Annotated in this window: 16 protein-coding genes; 7 read left to right on the plus strand and 9 right to left on the minus strand. The window is 34.2% G+C overall.

What is annotated here, in order from left to right; all coding sequences use genetic code 11:
* Positions 1 to 26 precede the first annotated feature (26 nt).
* On the plus strand, positions 27 to 638 hold the full coding sequence (locus JI750_RS08610) for an acyloxyacyl hydrolase (RefSeq protein ID WP_202000359.1): 612 nt from the start codon (positions 27 to 29) through the stop codon (positions 636 to 638).
* A 58-nt stretch (positions 639 to 696) separates the two neighbouring features.
* Here the strand turns inward: JI750_RS08610 and lgt are convergent, their stop codons facing one another.
* The 6 genes from lgt to JI750_RS08640 form a co-directional block, all read right to left on the minus strand.
* A complete protein-coding gene (lgt, locus tag JI750_RS08615; RefSeq protein ID WP_202000361.1) occupies positions 697 to 1629 on the minus strand; it encodes a prolipoprotein diacylglyceryl transferase in 933 nt (310 codons plus the stop codon).
* 63 nt (positions 1630 to 1692) lie between these two features.
* A complete protein-coding gene (gene yidD / locus JI750_RS08620) occupies positions 1693 to 1941 on the minus strand; it encodes a membrane protein insertion efficiency factor YidD (protein ID WP_202000364.1) in 249 nt (82 codons plus the stop codon).
* A 102-nt stretch (positions 1942 to 2043) separates the two neighbouring features.
* Positions 2044 to 3525 (minus strand): cysteine--tRNA ligase, encoded by a 1482-nt coding sequence (gene cysS / locus JI750_RS08625; protein WP_202000367.1) that lies wholly within the window; start codon positions 3523 to 3525, stop codon positions 2044 to 2046.
* Positions 3526 to 3596: 71 nt separating this feature from the next.
* Positions 3597 to 4268, minus strand: a complete 672-nt coding sequence (gene folE / locus JI750_RS08630) for a GTP cyclohydrolase I FolE (RefSeq protein ID WP_111377955.1) — start codon at positions 4266 to 4268, stop codon at positions 3597 to 3599.
* Positions 4269 to 4489: 221 nt separating this feature from the next.
* Positions 4490 to 11020 (minus strand): T9SS type A sorting domain-containing protein, encoded by a 6531-nt coding sequence (locus JI750_RS22185; RefSeq protein WP_202000370.1) that lies wholly within the window; start codon positions 11018 to 11020, stop codon positions 4490 to 4492.
* Positions 11021 to 11287: 267 nt separating this feature from the next.
* On the minus strand, positions 11288 to 12484 hold the full coding sequence (locus JI750_RS08640; protein WP_202000373.1) for a pyridoxal phosphate-dependent aminotransferase: 1197 nt from the start codon (positions 12482 to 12484) through the stop codon (positions 11288 to 11290).
* Positions 12485 to 12607: 123 nt separating this feature from the next.
* On the opposite strand from JI750_RS08640, the gene JI750_RS08645 reads away from it, so the two are divergent.
* The 5 genes from JI750_RS08645 to JI750_RS08665 all read left to right on the plus strand — a co-directional run bounded on the left by JI750_RS08645 (position 12608) and on the right by JI750_RS08665 (position 20364).
* Complete coding sequence (locus tag JI750_RS08645; protein WP_202000376.1) at positions 12608 to 13933, plus strand: PDZ domain-containing protein; 1326 nt, start codon at positions 12608 to 12610, stop codon at positions 13931 to 13933.
* A gap of 148 nt (positions 13934 to 14081) precedes the next feature.
* Positions 14082 to 16715 carry a T9SS type B sorting domain-containing protein gene (locus JI750_RS08650; RefSeq protein ID WP_202000379.1) on the plus strand — a complete coding sequence of 878 codons (2634 nt, stop codon included), beginning with the start codon at positions 14082 to 14084 and terminating at the stop codon, positions 16713 to 16715.
* Positions 16716 to 16745: 30 nt separating this feature from the next.
* Positions 16746 to 17672: a PorP/SprF family type IX secretion system membrane protein gene (locus tag JI750_RS08655; protein ID WP_202000382.1), complete on the plus strand. Its 927-nt coding sequence runs from the start codon at positions 16746 to 16748 to the stop codon at positions 17670 to 17672.
* A gap of 10 nt (positions 17673 to 17682) precedes the next feature.
* Complete coding sequence (locus JI750_RS08660) at positions 17683 to 19812, plus strand: OmpA family protein (protein ID WP_202000385.1); 2130 nt, start codon at positions 17683 to 17685, stop codon at positions 19810 to 19812.
* A gap of 66 nt (positions 19813 to 19878) precedes the next feature.
* Positions 19879 to 20364: a hypothetical protein gene (locus tag JI750_RS08665; protein WP_202000388.1), complete on the plus strand. Its 486-nt coding sequence runs from the start codon at positions 19879 to 19881 to the stop codon at positions 20362 to 20364.
* A gap of 97 nt (positions 20365 to 20461) precedes the next feature.
* On the opposite strand, the gene JI750_RS08670 is transcribed toward JI750_RS08665, so the two are convergent.
* Complete coding sequence (locus JI750_RS08670) at positions 20462 to 20842, minus strand: DUF1573 domain-containing protein (protein WP_202000391.1); 381 nt, start codon at positions 20840 to 20842, stop codon at positions 20462 to 20464.
* Between the two features lie 288 nt (positions 20843 to 21130).
* Between JI750_RS08670 and JI750_RS08675 the strand changes: the two genes are divergently transcribed.
* On the plus strand, positions 21131 to 23764 hold the full coding sequence (locus tag JI750_RS08675; RefSeq protein ID WP_202000400.1) for a valine--tRNA ligase: 2634 nt from the start codon (positions 21131 to 21133) through the stop codon (positions 23762 to 23764).
* A 57-nt stretch (positions 23765 to 23821) separates the two neighbouring features.
* Here the strand turns inward: JI750_RS08675 and JI750_RS08680 are convergent, their stop codons facing one another.
* Positions 23822 to 24445 carry a GyrI-like domain-containing protein gene (locus JI750_RS08680; protein WP_202000402.1) on the minus strand — a complete coding sequence of 208 codons (624 nt, stop codon included), beginning with the start codon at positions 24443 to 24445 and terminating at the stop codon, positions 23822 to 23824.
* A gap of 86 nt (positions 24446 to 24531) precedes the next feature.
* Complete coding sequence (locus tag JI750_RS08685) at positions 24532 to 25158, minus strand: putative polyvalent protein kinase domain-containing protein (protein WP_202000403.1); 627 nt, start codon at positions 25156 to 25158, stop codon at positions 24532 to 24534.
* Positions 25159 to 25178: the final 20 nt, after the last annotated feature.

Consider the following 25178-nt stretch of genomic DNA (forward strand, 5'->3'; position numbering starts at 1 on the left):
ATTTAAATGGAATTTTAATACGATTTATGAAAAGAAAATTACTTTTTGGTATACTGCTCCTTTTGGTTTTAAAAATAAGAGGACAGGAACATAATTCGCGTTTTTCTCTAGGTTTTAGTTATGGTTTTGGAAGTGAATTTAATAATAGAAACTATACGTTTACAAACCACTTTTATAAAGTTCAATTATATTATAAGGTAAAAGAAACAAAACGTTTTCAATATCAGATTTTAATTCAACCTGAGATTAATTTCGCTGAGCATCAATTGTTGAATTTCTATTTTGTTAAACCTGAAACACCAAACTATCAGCAAAAAAGAGATGAATATACACAGTTAAAAGATATTCGTGAGTATGTGCTTAATTGTGGATTTTTAGTTCGTAAGCCTGTTGGGAAAGTTTGTTCATTTTATGTTTTAGGAAGTATTGGGCCAATGATTACAGATACAGAAACGGAAAGAATGTCTAAAGGTTTTGCTTTTGCAGATGTTTTAGCACTTGGTTTTACTGCAGGCTATGATAATTTTCGTTTTGATATTCGTCCAAGTGTGCGGCATGTTTCTAATGCTGGCTTAGGAAGCAGTAATGCAGGTTATAATACAAAGAATATCGAATTTGGTATTTTGTATCAGTTGTAAAAAAGAAAATACCCAATACGTTAGATATTGGGCATTTTTTATTTTGATTGAAATAATTTTATGATTCTGCTAAAGGATTTCTTTGAGCTCTTATGATAAAGAAAAGTCCAATAATGATAAATGGTATACTTAACCATTGTCCTGTTGAAAACAAGCCTAATTCACTCTCAAAACCACCTTGACTTTCTTTTACAAATTCTACAACAAAACGAACAACAAATAAAAGCACTAAAAATAACCCGAATAATAGACCAGATTTAAGTCTTGCATTTGTTTTCCAGTATAAAAAGAACAAAATAGCGAATACAAATACATAGCAGAATGCTTCGTACAATTGCGTAGGATGTCTAGAAGGAACTTCTGCTAATAATGTTGCAAATTTTGGATCTGTTGCTATTGCATTATAAGCTTCTTTTGGATCTGCAATTCCTGTTTTTTGTACTGCGTCGGCTTTGCTGAATGTGTCATGAAGAAAACGAATTCCGAAAGCAGAAGAAGTTTCATGACCAATGATTTCAGAATTGAAGAAATTTCCAAGACGAACGAAAATTGCGCCACTTGCAACTGGAATTACAACACGGTCTAAAATCCATAGTAAAGAGCGTTTTAATATTTTTTTACTGTAGTAATACATTGCAACAATAATTGCGATAGCTGCTCCGTGACTTGCTAAACCTTGGAAACCTGTAAATTGAAATTCAGGTTCAAATTTAAATGGAAGGAAAATTTCAAGTAAATGATTTCTAAAATATTCCCAATCGTAAAAGAAGACATGACCTAATCGCGCGCCTATTAAAGTTGCAAGAACTGTCCAAACAAATAAAGAATCCAGTTTTTCAATTGACTCGTTTTCTCTTTCGAAAATCTTTTTCATTAAGAACCATCCTAAACCAAAAGCAATTACAAACATTAAGCTGTAATAGCGAATCATAAAAAATCCTAAGTTGATTCCTTCAGAAGGATTCCAAACTAAATTTAAGGCGTGTGTCATGTATAAATGTTTTTATATGCTGTAAAAATAAATATTTAATGTAAAGTGCCGCTTTCTAAAAGGTTAATGTTTGTGATTGCATTTCTTTTCGGGCACAGGATCGTAACCGCTTCTTCCCCAAGGATGACAACTTAAGATACGTTTAATTCCTAAAAATCCGCCATAAAACAATCCGTGAATTTGCAATGCCTGAATCATGTAAGTAGAACAAGTCGGCTCGAATCTGCAGGCTGCAGGAGTAAACGGAGAAATGGCAGCTTGATAAAAACGGACTAACAATACAAATGGATATATCAGAATTTTTGAAAACATATTTTTTGTATTGGTTAGTTTAGTGTTCAGTGATCAGTTTTTAGTGTTTGGTTAATTCAAAGTTTGAATCTGAACACTAAAAACTGAAAATTGATCACTTTTTTATTGAATGCTAAAAGTAGTTCCTTCTTTTCCGTCTTTAAGCTGAATTCCTAAAGCGATTAATTGATCACGAATTTGGTCAGAAAGTGCAAAGTTTTTATCTGCTCTGGCTTGATTTCTCATTCCGATAAGCATGTTTACTACGCCTTCTAATTTATCGCTATCGCCATCAGCAGCTTTATCGTCATTAAGTCCTAAAACGTCATATACGAAAGCATTTACAGCTGTTTTGAAATCGGCTAAGTCATCAGTAGAAATAGTTTCTTTACCATCTTTTAATAAGTTGATATAACGAACAGCTTCAAACAGTTGCGCAATTAAAATTGGTGTGTTGAAATCATCGTTCATTGCATCGTAGCAAAGCTGTTTCCATGCAGCGAAATCTATAGAGCTAGAATTTCTTGCTGTAATATTTGGCAAAGCATCAAGTGCTTCCATTAATCTTTTGTATCCTTTTTCCGCAGCAACAATAGCATCGTCAGAAAAATCTAAGATACTTCTGTAATGTGCCTGAAGCATGAAAAAACGAGTTACTGAAGCAGAAAATGGTTTGCTTAAAATGTTGTTGTCTCCGCTAAGAATTTCGCCTGGAAGAATATTATTTCCAGTCGATTTTGCCATTTTCTTTCCATTCAGAGTAAGCATGTTAGCATGCATCCAGTAATTTACCGGCGCCTGACCTGTGCAAGCTTCGTTTTGAGCAATTTCGCATTCGTGGTGAGGGAATTTTAAGTCCATTCCACCTCCGTGAATGTCAAAATGATTTCCAAGATATTTGGTACTCATTGCAGTACATTCAAGATGCCATCCAGGGAAACCATCGCTCCAAGGTGAAGGCCATCTCATGATATGTTCTGGCTCAGCTTTTTTCCAAAGCGCAAAATCTTGTGGATTTCTCTTGTCTGATTGCCCGTCAAGATCACGAGTGTTTGCAAGCATATCGTCGATATTTCTACCGCTTAAGATGCCATAATTATTGGTTTCGTTATATTTTACAACATCAAAATATACCGATCCGTTAGCAACATAAGCAATGCCTTTATCAATGATTTTTTTAATAATTTCGATTTGCTCAATAATATGTCCTGTTGCTGTAGGTTCGATGCTTGGAGGCAAAAAGTTGAAAGCTTTTAGAATATTGTGGAAATCTACAGTATAACGCTGTACTACTTCCATTGGTTCCAACTGCTCCAAACGTGCTTTTTTGGCAATTTTATCTTCACCTTCATCCACATCATCTACGATATGTCCAACATCGGTAATATTTCGAACATAACGAACTTTATAATCTAAATGCAGAAAATACCTGAAGATTACGTCAAAAGACATAAAAGTTCTCACGTTTCCTAAGTGAACATTACTATATACGGTAGGTCCACAAACATACATTCCAACGTTTCCTTCATGGATTGGTTTGAAATCTTCTTTTTCGCCCGAAAGCGAATTGTATATTTTTAAAGGCTGACTTGTATATAAAGGCATAGTTTACTTGTTGTAATTTGTTTAACTTTTGATTTAAAAAAACATTAATCTATTAATGATTAACCAAAATATTAAAATTGAGTATCTAATTTGATGTAGTCAAGGAATTCTCTCTTCGTTTGAGCGTCTTTAAATTTTCCTCCGAACTCAGAAGTTACTGTACTGCTTTCGATATCTTTAATTCCGCGTGAGTTTACGCAAAGGTGTTTTGCATCGATAACGCAGGCTACATCTTCTGTTCCTAAAGCTTTTTGAAGTTCTTGAACAATCTGCATAGTTAAACGCTCTTGAACTTGAGGTCTTTTTGCATAATATTCTACGATACGGTTCATTTTTGACAAACCGATAACGCGTCCGCTTGAGATATAAGCAACGTGAGCACGCCCGATAATTGGCAGTAAATGGTGTTCGCAAGTAGAATAAACTGTGATGTTTTTTTCTACAAGCATTTCTCCATATTTGTAATTATTGTCAAAAGTAGAAGCTTTTGGCTGTTTTGCTGGGTTAAGACCACCAAAAATTTCTTTTACAAACATTTTTGCAACTCGGTTTGGAGTTCCTTTAATGCTGTCATCTGTCAAATCCATTCCTAATGTTTGCAGGATGTTTTCAACATCTTTTTTAATTTTTTCTATTTTTTCTTCATCAGTGATGTCAAAAGCATCCGCTCTTAGAGGGTTTTTTGCATTACTGCTGAAATGATTATCTCCTATTTCGTCTAAAAATTCTTCGTTGTTTATCATTAAAAACTACTATTAGTATGTGTATTCCTCATTTAAGGCGGTAAAGATAATTAATAAATAGGAAACATTTTCTATGGTTTTTACTATTTAATTGCTTCTTTTTGGATATAATTAAATTATTTAGCTAAAGTAACTGTCCAAACGTATCTATAAAAAAAGCTCCCAGAATTTTATCTGGGAGCTTTTTTGTTTAAATATTTATCGTATAGTGGTATACTTTCTTATTTTTTAATTAATTTATGAGTACTTACTGTACCCTTGCTATTTAAAATTTTAATAATATAAAATCCAGGATTTAGATTTGAAATATTTACCGTATTAGATTGACTGGTTAATATATTGTTCTGAACTAGTTTACCATCAATTGAATAAATATTCATACTCGAATTTACAGAATCATTATTCTCTAAGCTGATATTGATTTCGCTATAAGCGGGGTTAGGATAAATGATCACATTTTTAGCTTCAGCATTCAATAATTCTTCTGAGATATTTGCTGCTGAACGTTTAGTCATTATGTTGCCTTTTATGTCTGCTTTAGACAAAGGTCCCCAATTGTTTGTTGTAAAAGCTCTTGAAACTAAAGAGTAAGTTCCTGATGAAAGTACGATACCTTCGCTTGCATTGTACTGACGTGCTGATGGTGATACAATACCGTCTTTACCCATAGGGTCTGAACCTTCGATCGTATAATAAACTTGTGTTCCTGCATTAGGATTGTTTATTGTAATATGACCCGCAACAGTTGTATCAAATGGTGCTGCCAATAAAGTATGAACCATATTATATTCTTGCCATTTTTGCAATGAATAAGAAACTCTTTCAGGTACTTGTGCTATTACTCTAGGTGCGTCTATATTTTTCCAGTAATTGTATACTTCTCTGTCAAAAGACATATAAGCAGCATCTAGTTTGTAGACATCGTTTAGTTCGGCCACTGTACTTTTAATCTTAGTCTGTACATTGCTTACAGAAAGCGGAGCTGCAACGGTGCTTTTTGGATCACCAAAAGCAGCCTGCACATAATCTTTTACAAGTGTTTTAAATTCCAGGTTTCCTGTAGTTTGATTTACATTTGACCCCATAAAATTACCGAATAAGCCTCCTGGTCCTAATCTTGAATCATTTAATAGCCATTTTTGTTTGTAATTACCTCCACCGCCGGCAAAACCTATGGCAGGCATTGTAATTGATGAAGTAGGGGCTGTGAATCCTCCAAAAAATGCACCGTCGGTATCGTTAATATTCATTTTTACCTTCATAAAAGTCGGTGCATAGTTGTGTACTATGGCAATTGCTTCGTTTTCGGTATCAGTAAACATAAACATAATCTGGAATTTGATTAAGTCCTCGATATCGACCCAATTTTTAAAACCTTGGAAATCTTTCGCAGCTGCAAGCTTTTTTATGTTTTGCCAAATTGCAGTACTACCATCTCCTTCTTCTATAACTCCTACAGGGAAATTACCATCTTGTAAGTTTATAGTGGTGTAATTATCGGCATCATCTCCAAATACTTCTTCTAAGTTATTAGAGCTAAAATCGTTTCTTACAGTTTTAACTCCTCTGTATTTTCCGTTTACAAAGAAATTGATATAACGGGTGTCCAGAGCATATTTGCCTATTTCTTTGCAAAGGTTCATTGTCATTTTCTCATCAAAACGCAAATAACCGGTATTGTAAACATTATTCTGAGGACCATCTTGGCCTTCTTTCAATGAGATAACTTGTATTTTATTTGTGGTAGGATAAACTTCACCCGGATATACATCAAAGAAAGGATAATTTGCCTTTTTTACCTGAGCATCTTTCCCGAATTTAAATTTAACTCCACCATTAAATTGCGTAAGACTTGCCTGTCCAAATTTCTTTGTAGTAGAATTCGAGAAGAAGTTGGTATGATCGCTATAAATATGTTTATCTAAATACTCAAACGAACCTTGTACCCAAAGAGGACTTAACTCCGCATCTGTCGATATAGAAATAATTGGCAGTTCGGCTATTGCTTTTGAATATTCGTCAGCTGTCAATATATAAGTCTTGTTGTACCATTGCCAATCGTTGCTCGGTAATTCATTCTTGTAATTGTCTTGTAATACATAAGTATGTGATATTGCACCAGAATTACCTGTTGCATCATAAGCATATACTTTAAGCACACATGATTGCTTTATAGCAATAGGAGCGGTGTATTTTGTTCCAACTGTTTTAGAAGGGAATTTTCCATCTAATGTATAATTAACAGTAGTTCCAGCCGGAGCTGTAATTGTTAAATCAAATCCTGTTGGGTAGATACCTCTTTCTTTACTGAATGCCAAAGCTACTTTTTGTTGTCCTGTATTATTAGGTAAATTATAAGTAGGATTGATAAAAGGTGCTAAAGTTGCTGCTGCATCATTGCTTCGTCCGTAACTTGTATTGTATGGCGTTTCGATGTATGTCATTTCATCTAAAGCAGCTGTTTTTTTGCCTGTTACAGTCGATAAATAAACGACACCTCCTGTGTTTTTCAAATCAAAATTAAGGTGGAAATTCCCTTTTTCAGGTTTTTTATCTGCTATTAATACAGCAAATCCTTTAGCGGGAATAAGGATGTTTTTTAATACATTAAGATCCTTTTTGGTGTCTTTATTTGATATAGAAGCATTGCTGTTAATAAAAACTGTTTTGTCGAGATTGTTGTATATTTCTATCCAGTCTTCTTTTTGAGCAACAGAACCTTGTGCAGATATTTCATTAATAACAAGTCCGTTCATTAAAGAAGCATCGGTTACTACATTGTTTAGCGTACTAATTACTGATGCTGCATTTGGTCCTTTTTGATTGTCTTTGTATTTAATTACTAAACGAGGTCTGTACAAATTGCTTGCTTCGTAAGAGCGTACACGTGCAAAGTTAGACGATACGCCTTTTCCTTCGAATAAGAAAGCTAAGCTTTGTCCCGGTTCCCAACCTCTTAGACGGTTTTCGTCTATTAGTTTTTTAATATCTACTGTACGGTTTTGCGCATAATCGTTACGCGTATCTGTATTCCATAATTCACTATTTTGGGAATAAGTACGGCTTGACATATTATTTTTTATTGGTGAATAAGTTTGTGCATCACCTATTTCTGATTTTATAGATACAGTGGTTGCATTACTTGAACCGTAAGCATAAAATTCGATATAAGCTTCTGTTATTTCAGCGTTAATCGGGAAATCTACGGTTTGGAAACGAATTCCGGTTTTATAAGAATCTGGTTGTCCTGCCAATGATAAATAAGCATCACCCAAATACATGTTACCATCCGTATTTTCGCGTCCGTCATCGTATCTGGTAGTTACAATGTTAGTGTAAGTTTGTGTTTCGTTGGAATCTGTTGTTATGCTTGGCCCGGCACCATTATTAGCATATTTTATAACCAGACGTGGTCTGTAAAGTGCAGATGCCTCATATGCATAAGCTCTTGCTCCATCGTTTAATCCTAACCCATTGAATTTGAATGCAATATTTTCACCTGATTTCCATCCGTTTAAACGAATTTCATCAATAATATTTTTCAAGTTAGGAGTTCGGTTTTTTGCAAGATCTTTAGTCCAGGCATCCGTTGCCCAATTTATTTTATTGTTAGTATATTGGCGTAATGTTATGCTTTTAGGGTCATATGTATAAAGTGATTTTTGGTTCACCTCGGCATAAATATCTGCAGTTGTTGCAGGACTTGTAGCGTAAGCATAAAACTCGATGTAAGCATCTTTGATTTCTGAAGTTGCCGGAATTTGAGTATTGCGGAAAATAAATCCGGTGTCACTTCCATCAGTACGTCCGCTCAAAAACATAGCGCCGTCACCCAAAGCCATATTGCCGTTTGTAAATTCTCTTCCATCATCATTTCCGGTAGATATAATAGAGGCTTCAGTTTGTATTTCGTTCGGGTCAACCACTATACTTGGTCCTGCACCGTTTACAATATATTTTACAACCAAACGTGGTCTGTAAAGGTTAGATCCTTCGTATGCATAAGCTCTTGCGCCATCGTTTAAACCTATTCCGTTAAATTTAAGCGCAATATTATCACCCGATTTCCATCCGTTTAAACGAATTTCATCGATAATATTTCTCAAATTCGGAGTTCGGTTTTTTTCAAGGTCTTTAGTCCAGTTTTCGGTTACCCAGTGAATTTTATTAGTAGAGTATTCACGAGCCGTAATACTTTTAGGATTATAAGTATAAGGTAATTTTTGATTTTTCTCAGCGTAAATATCTATAGTTGTAGCAGGACTTGTGGCATAAGCGCTAAATTCAACATAAGCATCTTGGATTTCTGCATTTGCCGGAATTTCGGTATTATGAAAAATAAATCCGGTGTCACTTCCATCAGTACGTCCGCTTAAAAACATAGCACCGTCTCCCGAAGCCATATTACCGTTTGTGTATTCTCTTCCGTCGTCATTTCCGGTATTTATGATAGAAACATTGGTTTGTACTTCGGTTGGATCAACCACTATACTTGGTCCTGCACCGTTAACAACATATTTTACAACCAAACGCGGTCTGTAAACATTAGATGCTTCGTATGCGTAAGCTCTTGCTCCGTCATTTAATCCCAGTCCATTAAATTTGAATGCGATATTGTCTCCCGATTTCCATCCGTTTAAACGAATTTCGTCAATAATATTTCTCAAATTTGGAGTTCGGTTTTTTTCAAGATCTTTAGCCCAGGTTTCTGTTGCCCAATGAACTTTGTTATTCGTGTATTCACGAGCTGTAATGCTTTTAGGATTATAAGTGTAAGGCAATTTTTGATTTTTTTCGGCATATATATTCATCGCTGTCGCAGGACTTGTGGCGTAAGCGAAAAATTCAATATAAGCGTCTTTAATTTCAGCATTTGCAGGAATTTGGGTATTATGAAAAATAAATCCTGTATAACTTCCGTCAGTACGTCCGCTCAAAAACATAGCACCATCACCCAAAGCCATATTACCGTTTGTATATTCTCTACCGTCATCATTTCCGGTGTTGATCAGTGATACAAAAGTTTGTACTTCGTTAGGGTCAACTACTATACTTGGTCCTTCATTATTGTTCACATATTCTATCACTAAACGAGGTCTGTAAAGTGCAGATCCTTCGTATGCGTAAGCTCTTGCTCCATCATTTAAGCCTAACCCATTAAATTTGAATGCGATATTTTCGCCCGATTTCCATCCGTTTAAACGAATTTCGTCGATAATATTTCTCAAATTAGGAGTTCGGTTTTTTTCAAGGTCTTTCGTCCAGGCTTCAGTTGCCCAGTGAATATTGTTATTGGTATATTGTCGGGACGTAATACTTTTAGAATCATTTGTATATGGTTTTTGATTCATCTCGGCATATATATTTACGGATGTAGCAGGGCTTGTGGCGTAAGCATAAAATTCGATATAAGCGTCTTTGATTTGTGCATTTGCCGGAACTTGAATATTACGAAAAATAAAACCGCTGTCGCTTCCATCAGTGCGTCCGCTCAAAAACATAGCACCGTCACCCAAAGCCATATTACCATTGGTATATTCTCTTGCGTCGTCGTTTCCGGTAGATATAACACTTGCCGAAATTCCATTTAATGGAACTTCTTCAATACTAGGTCCGTTTCCTTCGGTTTTATATTTGATAACAAGACGTGGTTTGTATTGATTGCCCATTTCGTTGGTACATGCAGTAGCTCCATTGTTAAGCAAAGTCCCAACAAATTTAAACGCGATTGCTTCACCTGATTTCCAACCCGAAAGACGGGTTGCGTCGATAATGTTTTTAAGATTAGGTGTTGCATATAATTTAGTATTAACCACCCAGGATTCGGTAGGCCAATTGACTCCGTTTGCCGAATAGTTTCTTTTGGTAATATTACTTGCAGTCGTTGTGTATGTAGCAGCATTAGCTAGCTCAGAGTAAATATTAATGCTGCTTGCAGGGCTGGTTCCGTAAGAATAGAATTCTATGTAAGCCTCTGATATTTCTGCTTTTTCCGGTATTTCTACAGCAGGAAATCTTACGGCACTATTGCCTGAATCAGATCTTCCGCCTAAATTAATATAACCATCTGTAAGGTACATTGCTCCGTTGGTATTTTCACGACCATCATCAGTATTAGCCAGAACGGTGGTTGTAAAAGTGCCATAAGCCGATGTAAAAGTTATTTGTAATTTAGGTGCCATAGCTGCGTTTCCGTCATATGACCACATAATAAAGGAACCTTTTTGGTTTCCGGTCAGTTTAAAAGATATACTGGCGTTTCCTACACCAACAGGAAACATAGTCTTTAACAAGTTTGTTACATCTGGAGTTGTGTATTCTTTACTGGCTACGCAAGCAGGAGTATCCCATGTTACAGAATCAGTTGTATATTGGCGTGCCCTTATTGAAGTTGCAGTAGTTATGGCGGTAGAGGCAGGATATGCATCTGAATTGCCTATTTCGCCAAATATCCTAACAGTTGTACCTAATGTACTGGCTGTTCTTCCGTAAAATAGGATATTGGCATTCTTTATGACAGCATCAGCAGGTAAGGAAATTTCCTGAAAACGGATGTATGATTCTGTAGGAGCGGCGGTGGTTCCGCCTTCTAAGTATAAGCCCGTACTGGTGTAGTTTACAGCATTTGATGTTGTAGTGATCGCAACATCATTATAAGTGCTTTTAATAGGAAGTTGTGTTTTTTGCTGCGCGCTTATATAGCTGCAAGTAAGACATATAAAAATAAGAAAAAAGGGTAGTTTTTTTTTCACAATTGTAAATGTATTTATTATAATTCAAGATTAAAAAATCGTGTAAATCTATAAATATGCTTACATGTTGTTCTCCCCAAAAGGGTTTTATTATATCATTTAAAGACTGAAAATGATATTGTTGTACATAGTTAAAATCTAAACCTGCACAAACTTGTATAACGATTGTGAATCAAAATTTGGATAAAAATATCAGCCGGGAAATTGCTTATTACCTTAAGGTAATAAGCAATTTCCCGGCTAAGGAATTGAAAATATATTTTTGGATTATTTCTTATTATATACTAAAAGTGCTTCCTTTAAAATGTTTACGGCTGTAATCAAATCTTTTTTGTTTAGAACATAAGCAATACGAACCTGATTTAATCCCATTCCAGGTGTTGAGTAGAAACCTTTGGCAGGAGCAATCATTACCGTTTCGCCATTTAAATCATAGCTTTCAAGAAGCCACTGTGCAAAATCGTCTGAATCTTCTATAGGAAGTTCGGCAATACAATAAAAAGCGCCTTTTGGTTTTGTTACCACAACGCCTTCAATTTTGTTTAATTCGGCAATTAAGGTATTACGGCGTTCTTTATACTCACCAATAACTTCGTCAAAATAACTTTGTGGAGTGTCTATTGCAGCTTCGCAAGCAATCTGCTCAATAGTTGGTGGACTTAAACGTGCTTGAGCAAACTTCATTACGGTTGCCAAAACATCTTTGTTTTTAGTCACTAAACATCCAATTCTTGCTCCACACATACTGTAACGTTTAGAAACAGAATCGACCATGATTACGTTTTGCTGTACATCTTCTAAATTCATTACAGAAAAATGGACATCATCACCATCATATAAAAACTCTCGATACACTTCATCAGCGATTAAGTATAAATCATGTTTTTTAATTAGGCTGGCAAGCTGTTTAATTTCAGCTTCAGAATATAAATATCCAGTCGGATTTCCAGGGTTGCAAATCAGAATGGCTTTTGTTCTTGGTGTTATTAGTTTTTCAACTTCGTCAATACTTGGCAAAGCAAACCCAGTTTCGATAGTAGAAACTAATGGAACTACAGTTGCACTTGTAGAAGAAGCAAACGCATGATAATTAGCATAAAAAGGTTCTGGGATAATAATTTCATCTCCAGGATCTGTAATTGTGGCCAGTGCAAAAAGTAAGGCTTCAGAACCACCAGTTGTAACAATGATGTCTTCTGTGTTAACGTTTACATTTTGGCGCTGGTAAAAATGAGCTAATTTTTTTCTATAGCTTTCATATCCGGCAGACGGACTGTATTCTATAATACTCAAATCAATATTTTTTACCGCCTCGATGGCCACTTCCGGTGTCTTGATATCCGGTTGACCAATGTTTAAGTGATACACCTTGTGTCCTTTTTTCTTTGCTAAATCAGCAAAAGGAGCCAGCTTGCGTATCGGAGATTCGGGCATGTTTTTTCCCTTGAGTGAAATTGTCGGCATGAGTATAAATTATTGAAGTGCAAATTTGCATATTTTTTTCGTATTTAACGTAAATAATAAGGGTACTTCTAAAAATGTAACAATAATAAATATATTTACTAATTTTATAATAAAATATTGTCAATGAAAAAATATATAGTATTGTTTTTTGGGTTATTCTTACCTTTTTTGCTTTTTGGACAAGGCGATTTTTTATTGGAAAACAATGCAACAAAGGCTACAATCCCTTTCAAACTGATTAATAACCTTATTTTTATTCCTATAAAAGTAAATGGAGTAGAATTAAATTTTCTGTTGGATTCTGGTGTCGAAGAAACGATTCTGTTTAGCATGGATGAAAAGCAGGAAGTTAGTTTTAACAATGTTGTAAAAATCAAACTTCGCGGTTTGGGCAGTGAGGAAGAAATAGAGGGATTGAAATCGACAAAAAATATTCTAGAAACTCATGGTCTGAAATCAAATGACCATATGGTTTTTATTATCCTTGATCAAAGCTTTAATTTGTCTTCTCATATCGGGATTCCAGTTAATGGAATTATCGGCCACAAATTCTTTCGAAATAATCTTGTTGAAGTTAATTATCAGAAAAAAAGATTAATAGTTCATTCTAAAAGTGCCAAGTATCAGGAAAAATTAGATAAGCAATTTAAGGTAGTCCCAATAACTATAGAAAGAGCAAAACCTTATATAATGGCAAAAGCGACAGTTAATGATGAAGAAATTCCGGCAAAGCTTTTAATTGACATTGGTAATAGTGATGCTTTCTGGGTTTTTGAAAATGATAAAATAAAACTCCCAAATAAAAATTTTCCAGATTTTTTAGGTAAAGGATTTAGTGGTGACATTGAAGGGCATCGCGCAAAAATAGATAAATTTTCTATTGATGAATTTGATTTTAGAAAACCAATAGTCTCTTTTCCAGATTCTATTTCGATTCGTAACGTTAAGATGGTTCCAGGACGTATTGGGTCTGTTGGAGGCGAAGTTTTGAAAAGATTTACCCTTGTTTTAGATTATGGAGAAAAAAAACTGTACTTAAAAAAGAACAGTAAATTTGGAGAGCCGTTTACTTATAATAAGAGCGGAATTACGGTTCAGCACAACGGACTTCAGTGGGTACAGGAAACGGTACATTTAGAAACGGTACGAGTTGCTTCTTCAATGGATGAGTTGCAGGAAAAGGATAAAAATGACAATAATTTTAGATATAAATTTGCTCTTAAGCCTGTTTACGAAATAGTGAATGTGCGTAAAAATTCTGCTGCCGAAAAAAGCGGATTGCGTAAAGGAGATATTATTGTTAGTATTAATAGGACCCAACCGTATAAATATAGTCTTCAGCAGATAAATAATCTTTTAAAATCAGAAGATGATGTATGGGTCGATTTAGAAGTCGAACGAAATAGCTTGGTGCTTAAATTTAGATTTAAGTTAGAAGATGAATTATAAAAAAATGAATTATAGCTTGTTTTAGTTTACTGTAAAACTGCATTCTATAATGTTGTATTGCAGGAATGTCTTCTTTTTGTGAAAATAAGTTTACTAAAAATTAGTTTTTTTGTTAAATATTTTCTTATGTTTAGCAAAAATTTAATCTATGGCAAAAAACTACATTAGCTACCACCATTTTGTATTGTTTTTTATTTTTTTTACTCTAATTTCTTCAAATCTTACTGCCCAATGTGCCGGTAATGATAATACAAATGAATTAATTTGTGACGTTTCTAATCCAATCTATCAATCTGTAAATTTATTTTCTTTATTGGGAGGTTCTCCAGTTCCTGGTGGAACATGGACAGGAAGTAATCAGGAAGGTTTAAATGCTTCGATGGGTATATTGAATGCCCAACTTATTCGCGGAGGAGGAACTTACCGTTATACTTACACAGCTCCAGCAATCTCAGGATGTACAGATAACAAGGCTGTAGTTACAATTACGATAGGTGCATATGTAGGAGTAGGATCGGAAGCAACAGTATGCAATAAAGATAGAACTTTTAATCTTTTTACGGCTTTTGATAGTAAAGTAATGGGACCACATGTAAACGGGAGATTTACCACCGATAAAGGAGCACCTGTAGACCCTGTAATAACGATAGATAAGTATGAAACCAAAACGACACTTCACTTTATCTACACTGTGCCTGCAGTGCTTGCATGCTCTCCTGACGAAAAGTCAACTAATGTACAAGTTACTATTTTAATAGCCCCAGAAGCAGGAGATCCAGAAAATTTAGAATTATGCGGTACAACTGATTTGGCAGGATATACCAATTTAGATTTAAATGATCAGCTTGATGATGAGGATCCCGATGGTATTTGGACAGGTATTGGGATAGCTTCTGCAACAGATCACCATATTAATCTCCAAGAATTATTCGATGCGAATGGACCTGGAGAATACACTTATACATATACCGTTTTAGCAGTACCTAATAGTTATATATGTGAGAATGACGAGGCTACGGTGAAAATAACTCTTGAAAAAAGACTTGATTTTACAGGGGCTAAAATAACAGTTAATAAAGATATCTGCGAATCGGAAATTGCGACAGCAACTTATTTAGCAAAAATTACACAAGGACCGGATAATATTCCGAATGGTGAATATGATGTTAATTTTAGTGTGGTTGGACCTGGAGTATCTGGCTCTGAAAATGTAAGAGCAAATTTTGTGAATGGAGTTTTTAATTTTCCAATACGATCTTCTTACTTTAAACAAGTCGGTCAATATACCATAACTATTACAAGGATAGTGTCGACATCGAGTAAAGGAAAATGTGTCAATATTTTTAGTCCTTTTTCAACTATTTTAACGATTTATCCGTTACCACGTTTGACTAATGCTACATTGACTTCTCTACCAATTTGTCAAAATGAGGTTGCGTTGATTCAGCTTACAACACCTCAATTACTTGATGGAACGTACCGCATTTCGTATAACATAAATGGAGAGAATCTTGCTTTGGGAGAAACGGCTGTAATGCAGGCTGTCGGTGGAAAAGCGTCTTTTACAATTCCAGGAAATCTAAATATAAGAAGCGGATTATCAGTAGTTACAATTTATAGCATAACGAATATTACAAATCCTTCGCCTCAATGTGCCAATTCAGCTAATGTGGCAGGGAATTTACATATAAATCCGTTGCCAAATGCTTTAACCTTAACTACAGCAGTTAGCGATTTTTGTTTAAATGCACCAGTTACTGTAGCCGTTTCGGGGTTAGGAAATTTAACCAATGCTAGTATTTCTTATGTGCTTTCCGAAAGTAATACTTCATCCGTGCAAACTATCACAAAAGCAGTTGCTAATGGTAAATTAGATTTTGTTATTCCTGCTGAACTGCTTTTAAATACTGGTTCAACAAAAATTACATTGCTAAATTTAACTAACACTGTTACAAACTGCAATGTAAATTTAATCAATGTAAAAGATGAGTTTGTAATAAATCCTATTCCCCCAGCACCAACTGTTGCAGATCAGCAGTTTTGTAAAGTTGATGAAGCGGTAATTGCTAATTTGGAACCAAAGGGAACTCAATATAAATGGTATAATTCTGCAACCGGAACAACACCACTTGCAGCCGATTATGTTTTAAAAACAGAAGATTATTTCGTTAGAGAAACTTCAGCAGCGGGCTGTAATTCAGAACCAGCTAAAATTTCGGTAATCATATACGATACGCCAGCTCCAGAAATGACAGAAACACCAGATTTTTGCGGATTGGCAAATCCGAAAATAAGTGACCTTTCTAATAAAACAAATGTTTCATCAACGGTTGCCTGGTATGATGCTATAGATGGAAATTTATTGCCTTCAACCACATTATTAGTTCATAATGCGACTTATTATGGATATGATTTAAATGAAGTAACAAGATGTTTGTCTGAAAGTTATAGAGAAGTAAAGGTTTCGCTTCAAGGCTGCGAGGTTGCTCAGTACGAGTTTTTTATTCCAGACGGATTTTCGCCAAACGGAGACGGTGTAAACGATTCGTTTGTGATAAAAGATATTGAATTTTTATATCCAAATTATACTCTTGAAATTTATAATAGGTATGGAAACGGAATGTATAAAGGAGATAATAGTAAACCAGCTTGGGATGGCAAAAATTACGAGAAGAGTGGTATTGCTGGAGGTATTGCGCCCAACGGAGTTTATTTTTATGTGCTGCATTTTAATAAAGACAACAAACCGCCAAAACAAGGCCGTCTTTATTTAAATCGATAAATCTCTTTTACATTTTAATATAATTTTCAAATGAAAAAAATAATACTCCTTATAAATTTCCTTTTCTATTTATCCATTTCTGCCCAGCAAGATCCTGAGTATACACATTATATGTATAATATGAGCGTTGTTAATCCTGCTTATGCGACGGGAGTTCCTGCTATGATGAATTTTGGTGGATTATACAGAACGCAATGGGTTGGAGCTTATGGTGCTCCAAAAACATTTACGTTTTTTGGACATACGGCGATCAATGACAAAATAGAAGCTGGAATCTCTTTTATTTCAGATGATATTGGAGATGGAGCCAAAAAAGAAAATAATGTTTACGCAGATTTTGCCTATGTTTTAAGACTTAAAGGAAAAAATAAATTATCATTGGGTTTAAAAGCAGGTTTTTCATCCATGCAGACCAATTTTAACGGTTTTCGTTTTACCGATCCTCAAACAGATTTGGCTTTTGCAGAAAACATAAATGCAACAAAACCCAATATTGGAGTAGGAGCTTACTATTTTAGGGATAATCTGTATGTTGGACTGTCTGTGCCAAATTTGCTAAAATCAAAATATATTGAAGAAAAATCTGGAATGAATGCCTTTGGTTCTGAAGAAATACATACTTTTTTAACTGCTGGTTATGTTTTTCAGGTTAGCGATAAGGTGAAGTTGAAACCAGCATTTATGTCAAAATTTGTAAAAGGCGCGCCCATAACTTTAGACGTTACCGCTAATGTTTTGTATAATGAAAAATTTGAATTTGGGGCCGCATACAGAATTGACGATTCAGTAAGTGCTTTATTCAATATCAATGTTACGCCGACACTAAGAGTCGGTTATGCTTACGATTATACGCTTACAAACTTCGGCCAGTTTAATTCTGGAACACACGAAATCATGCTCTTGTTTGATCTCGACTTGTTAGGAAAAGGATTCGATAAATCACCAAGATTCTTCTAAGATGAAAAATATGAAAAAATTACTCGTTATTATATTCGTATTTTCAATACAGTTTATAAATGCACAGGATCAGGAATTGATCAGAGCAAAACGTTTTTTTGATAAAACGTATTACAGCGAAGCTATCATTTTGTACCAAAAATTAGCTGACGAAAGACCTTCGCAAGAAGTGATAAAAAATCTAGCTGATTCTTATTTTTATACCAATGATTTAGTCAAAGCACAGCGTTATTATCGTCTGTTGGTTTCAAATTACAGCAATAATTTAGACCGGGAATATTATTTTAGATACGCGCAGACTTTAAAAGCGACAAACAGAGAAGAAGATGCAAATGCCAATTTAAAAGAGTATTATGCAAAATCATCTAATTCTGAAGATCCTGTCAATTTTGAAAAAGAACTTAAAACTTTAGAAAATGTCACTGCGATCGGCAAACGTTTTGAAATTAAAAACCTTCCTATAAATACACCAAATTCTGAATTTGGAGCGGTTAAATACAAAGAAAATCTAGTTTTTGCAGGAGTGAAACTAAAGCCAGGTTTGTTCGATAAAAAGTTTAAATGGGATAATGAAACCTATTTGAATTTGGTTTCAATTCCGTTAAAAAACATCAATTCGGCAGATTCTATTGTTCATTATTTTGCTAAAGAGTTAAAAACCGGAATGCACGAATCGAATGCGATTTTTACAAAAGATGGCAAAACGATGTATTTTACGAGAAACAATTCTAAAAACGGAAAGAAGAAAAAAGACGAGAAGAAAATCTCAAACCTTCAGATTTTTAAAGCAGAATGGGTAGAAGGAAAATGGACAAACGTTACATCGCTTCCATTCAACAGTCCAAATTATTCTGTAGAACATCCAGCTTTGAGTGCCGATGAAAAAATCTTGTATTTTGCTTCGGATATGCCAGGATCTTTAGGCTCGTTTGATATTTATTCTGTAAACATAAACAAAGGTGCATTTGATACGCCAAAGAATTTAGGTTCAGAAATCAATACTGACAAGAGAGAACAGTTTCCTTTTGCTTCTGCAGATAATAAACTTTATTTTTCATCAGACGGACATTTGGGCTATGGATCTTTAGACGTTTTTGTTTCTGAAATTAATGGAAATGACTATTCAAAACCTGTAAATGTCGGACTTCCGTTGAATTCTAATCTAGACGATTTTGCCTTTAATATTGATTCTAATACCAAAGAAGGTTTTTTTGCATCTAATAGAGAAGGAGGGAAGGGAAGCGACGATATTTATCAATTCAAAGAAATAAAAGATTTGATTGTTGAAGATTGCAAGCAATTTATTGCTGGAATCGTTACAGATATAGACACGCAATTGGCTTTAGAAAATGCAACAGTATTATTGCAGGACTCAGAAAATAAGACTTTAAATACCATTACAACTTCGGCTGATGGGAAATTCAGTTTTACGGTTGCGTGTGAGACTTCGTATAGAGTTTCTGCTTCTAAAGAAAATTATACCAATGCTTCTAAAACGCTTATTTTAGACAAAACTAGAGATAAAGTTAATGATGCTTCTTTAGCTTTAAAATCATTGGAAGTCATCAAACAAGAAGAAAAACAGATTGCAGAAAATAAGAGAAAGCAGGAAATTATTATCGAAGAAGAAAACAAGAAAAAAGAAGCTTTGGTTGCACTTGAGTTAAAAGAAAAAGAGAAAAAAGCCAAAGAAGCCGCAATTGTTGCAGCTGAAGTTAAAAAGCAGGAAAAAGTTAAAGAGATTTTAGCGAAAGAAAAAGATGTCGTAAAAGACAAAGACCGCTTGATCATTAAAACAGATCCGATTTACTTTGATTATAATATGTGGTACATTCGAAAAGAATCTAAAGTTGTTCTAGGAAGAGTTGTCGAACTGATGAAGAAATATCCAGATATGAAAATCGAAATAGGATCGCATACCGATTCTAGAGGTAACGATAAATTTAATGAAGATTTATCTCAAAAAAGAGCCAATTCAACGAGAGAATTCATTATTCAATCTGGTATTGGTGCTAATAGAGTTACGGCAAAAGGTTACGGAGAATATGTGCCAATTATAAAATGTAAAACTGATGAATCTTGTTCTGAAGAAGATCACGAATTGAACAGAAGATCTGAATTTGTAATTAAAAATTTATAAAATTATGGTAAGAAGAAAATCTTTTTTCTTTAATTTTATGGTGATATCAACAAAATGAAAAATATTATGAGAAATCTAACCTTATCTTGTTTGCTTTTATCCTTCGTCGGATTACAAAGCTGTAAAAATGAAGAAAAACAAAAAGCTGTTGAAGCTATAAAAGCTGAAGGTGAAACGGTAGTAAGTACTGCATGCTACAAAGCAATTTATGAAAAGGATACAATAGATTTAAAACTGAATACTTTAAAAAACGGAAAATTGTCTGGAGACATGATTATGAGAGTTGCACCTTCAACTGTTAGAACAGGAGAAGTTGCAGGTGAATTTCATGGTGATACGCTGTTTGTAGATTATACTTTTAAAGACAATGTAAACGGAGACAAAACATTCAAAAATCCGATGGCACTTTTAAAACGTAACAACCAGCTTATTTTAGGAAACGGAACTATGCAGACAACAATGGGAGTTACTTATCTAGTAAAAGACAAACCAATTGATTTTGAAAGCGTAAAGTATAAATTTGATAGTGCTGAATGTGCTGAGAAAAAATAAAAGAAGAAAGATTTGAGAAGCAAGATGTTTCTCTGTAAAAATAAAAAGCCGTTTCTAGATTTAGAAACGGCTTTTGTTATTTTGAGATTTTAAATTCTTATTGAACTTCACCCTTAATTTTAAGAGCTACTCTTCCGTCAGGGTAATTTACTGCGTTAGTTTCAACAGTAATTGTTTTACGAATAGGTCCTGCGACCATATTATATTTTACATCGATTTTTCCTTTTTTGCCCGGCAAAATTGCTGCCGCAGGTTTAGTTACAACGATAGAACTTACTGTAGATTCTGCACCAGTAATCAATAAAGGAGCATCTCCGGTGTTTGTAAATTCAAAGGAACGAAGTCCATTGTCACCTTTAGAAATCTTTCCATAATCAATTGTATTGTCTGGGGCTGCAAATTCAATTTTTGGGCCGTTTTGTGCATAACTTACTGCGCTAAACAATAAGACTGCAATAAAAGAGGCTGCATTTTTCATATGAAATCTTTTTTTAATTGTAAGTAAATATACATTCTTTTAATTAACACACAAATTATTATTTCTCTTTTTATAGTCTACTTAATTATTTACTTTTGCTGTCAGTTATAAATACAAAAACTGAACCATTTTTTTGTTTAACTGTTTAATCGTTTATTTGCTTAATCGCTGAGATTGATTTATAAATGATTTTTTTTAACAGAAAACAAGAAAGTGAATCAATTTGAAATTCGATGATCAAAACCGATTAAACGGTTAAACAAATTAACGATTAAACAACCCTAGTAAATGACAATTCCAGCACAATTTGACGCTAAGACGATTGAGAGTAAATGGTATGATTACTGGATGAAAAACAATTATTTTCATTCAGAACCAGATCATAGAACACCGTACACCATTGTAATCCCACCGCCAAACGTCACTGGAGTCCTTCATATGGGACATATGTTGAATAATACGATTCAGGATGTTTTAATTCGTAGAGCACGTCTTAAAGGTTTCAACGCTTGTTGGGTTCCAGGAACGGATCACGCATCGATTGCTACTGAAGCAAAAGTTGTGGCAAAATTAAAAGCAGAAGGAATCAACAAAAATGATTTAACTCGTGAAGAATTCCTAAAACACGCTTGGGAATGGACAGATAAATATGGCGGAACAATCTTGGAACAACTTAAGAAATTAGGTGCTTCTTGCGATTGGGAACGTACCAAATTTACTATGGATCCAGATATGTCTGCTTCTGTAATCAAATCGTTTGTTGATTTATACAACAAAGGATTAATTTACAGAGGATACCGAATGGTAAACTGGGATCCAGAAGCAAAAACTACTCTTTCTGATGAAGAGGTAATTTATGAAGAACAACAAGGGAAATTATTTTTCTTAAAGTATAAAATCGAAGGTTCAGAAGATTTCTTAACCATTGCTACGACACGTCCAGAAACTATTTTTGGAGATACTGCCATCTGTATCAATCCAAACGATGAGCGTTTTACACATTTAAAAGGTAAAAAAGCGATTGTTCCAATTTGCGGAAGAGTAATTCCAATTATCGAAGACGAATATGTTGATGTTGAATTCGGAACAGGATGTTTGAAAGTAACCCCTGCGCACGACATGAACGATAAAACGTTGGGTGAAAAACACAATCTTGAGATCGTTGATATTTTTAATGAAGATGCAACTTTAAACAGCTTCGGATTACACTATCAAGGAAAAGACCGTTTTGTGGTTCGTAAAGAAATTGAAAAAGAACTTCAAGAAATTGGTGCTTTAGCAAAAACAGAAACACACTTGAATAAAGTAGGAACTTCTGAAAGAACAAAAGCGGTAATCGAACCAAGATTATCTGACCAATGGTTCTTGAAAATGGAAGAATTAGTAAAACCTGCAATTAAGTCGGTTTTAGAAACAGGAGATATTAAATTACACCCGAAACGTTTCGAAAACACTTATGCGCATTGGTTAAATAATATTCGCGATTGGAATATTTCTCGTCAATTATGGTGGGGACAACAAATTCCGGCTTATTATTATGGAGACGGAAAAGAAGATTTCGTAGTTGCTGAAAACATTGGAGATGCAGTAAAATTAGCTCAAGAAAAAACTTCTAACAGTTCACTTACAGCATCTGATTTAAAACAAGATGTTGACGCGTTAGATACATGGTTCTCATCTTGGTTATGGCCAATGTCTGTTTTTGGAGGAATTATGGATCCAGAAAGTCCAGATTTTAAATACTACTATCCAACAAACGACTTGGTAACTGGTCCAGATATTTTATTTTTCTGGGTTGCGAGAATGATTATTGCAGGTTATGAATATGCGGGAGAAAAACCATTCACAAATGTATATTTAACAGGTCTAGTTCGTGATAAACAACGTCGTAAAATGTCTAAATCATTAGGGAATTCTCCTGATCCTTTAGACTTGATCGATAAATTTAGTGCAGACGGAGTTCGTGTAGGATTGCTTTTAAGTGCTTCTGCAGGAAACGATATTATGTTTGATGAGGAATTGTGCAGTCAAGGAAAAGCGTTTTCAAACAAAATCTGGAATGCTTTTAAATTGATTAAAGGATGGGAAGTTTCAGAAACTATCGTACAGCCAGAATCATCAAAAGTGGCTATTGAATGGTATGAAGCGAAATTACAGCAGACTTTAGTTGATATTGAAGATAATTTCGAGAAATACAGAATTTCAGATTCTCTTATGGCAATTTACAAATTGGTTTGGGATGATTTCTGCTCTTGGTTCTTAGAAATGATTAAACCTGCATACCAACAGCCAATTGACAGTGTAACTTTCGCGAAAGCGATCGAAATGTTAGAAAACAATTTGAAGTTATTGCATCCGTTTATGCCTTTCTTGACAGAGGAAATTTGGCAATTAATCGCTGAAAGAACTCCTGAAGAAGCTTTAATTGTTTCGACTTGGCCAGAAGTAAAACCGTTTGACGCAAAATTAATTGCTGATTTTGAAAACTCAATTGAAGTAATTTCTGGAATTAGAACCATCAGAAAAGATAAAAATATTCCGTTTAAAGATGCAATTGAATTAAAAGGAATCAACAGCGAAAATGTTTCAACTTACTTTGATTCAATCATCACTAAATTAGGAAATGTTTCGGCTTTTGAATATGTTTCTGAAAAAGTTGATGGCGCATTGTCTTTCCGTGTAAAATCAAATGAATATTTCATTCCGATTACTGGAAACATCGATGTTGAAGCTGAAATTGCAAAACTTACAGAAGAATTAAATTATACAAAAGGGTTCTTAAAATCTGTAGAAGCAAAACTTTCAAACGAGAAGTTCGTAAACGGAGCTCCAGAGAAAGTTCTTAATTTAGAAAAACAAAAACAAGCCGATGCTCTAGCAAAAATTGCTACAATCGAGCAGAGCTTAGCTGGTTTGAAATAAGAAATAAAATTAGTTTATAAAATTAAACCCGACAGATTTAGAAATCTGTCGGGTTTTTTATTTTACAGGCTCTCTAAGTATTGTTTTTAGTTTTTCAGGAGCTGTTTTGCGGAAATCTGAGAGATAAATTTCATGATGAAGTCCATTTTGATGCAGATTGTTTTCGGCACTAAAAGCTTGAATTTTTTTCAGAGTTTGAGGTTCAGTATCAAAAGGGCCAATATGAAGAATTTGAATGACTTTACCTTCTTCCATTTCAAAGAAATCGATTGTTTTGGCCAATGCATTTTGTTTTTTATTGATTGCAATAGCAATGGCCTCTTCGGTTTGTTCTTTCGATACAAAATCAGGCATTCTAATCATGATTTTATAATTCCATTCAGAACGAGGAATTTTCAGCGGAGCTTCATCCATTGAAACTGATGCATATTTTTCATTATCAAAACTCCACAAGGCTTCTAGTTTTGGAACAATAAAATCATTGTCCAATGCTTTATACATAAATTTAATGGCATAAGCAGTGGTGTATAATGCTTGAATTTTTTCTGAAAAATCTTTTCCCGAAGGATCTCCTTGACTTGTAATCGATATATAATTTGCTTTTTCTATATGAACAATTTCGGGAGTAGTTTTGGCATTATAATACGTTTTATCTGTTTTGGTTAAATCTAATTTGCTCATCTTTTTTAGGTTTTATAATGCAAATTAAATAACAGAAAGTGACAATGGTATGTCAGGAGAAATTATGTTTTTACGAAATTAGTTTGTTAATTTTCGTAAAAATTATCTTTAATATAGAAAACGGTGTCTATAAAATGAAGTATGCCATTTTCTGTTAATACATTTTCGTCATGAAGATCTTCAAGAATAATTCCTAATTCAGGATTATAATAATCGTTGTTTTTGGTATTTAGAAAACCGTTTGCAAGCATAAACTTCTTTACAACTTCTAAGTCAGTTGGTTCAGTTGCTTTCACAAAAGGCTGTTCAACAACTGCATATACAATATCTTCGTTTTTAAAGAAGCCTAATAAATTGTATGCTGTATCTGGAAAAAAGAAGTTGTTTAATAATAGATTATTGAAATAATCTATCCAAGAGTTATAATAAATAGAATCATTAAGTTTGATTACATGCTTTCCGTCTTTTAAATAGACTTTTTGTTCGGCTCCTTCAGAAACATAATTATCAAGATTGATATCTAAAATCCAAAGACTATTTAATTCTATAAACTTTTCTAAGGTCTCTTTTTCTTGTTTTTTGAAATGCTTGATTTCTTTAGCCATTGTACTTGAGCTTTGGCTTCTTCTAAGGTAACTGGCTGCTGCTTGGATAATTGTTCCATGCTTAACTTTGCTCTTTCCTGAAATGATAAGTTGTAATTCATGTTTCATATTGTTAAATGCAAAAATAG

The sequence above is a fragment of the Flavobacterium tagetis genome, from assembly GCF_016735615.1.
Taxonomy (GTDB): Bacteria; Bacteroidota; Bacteroidia; order Flavobacteriales; family Flavobacteriaceae; genus Flavobacterium; species Flavobacterium tagetis.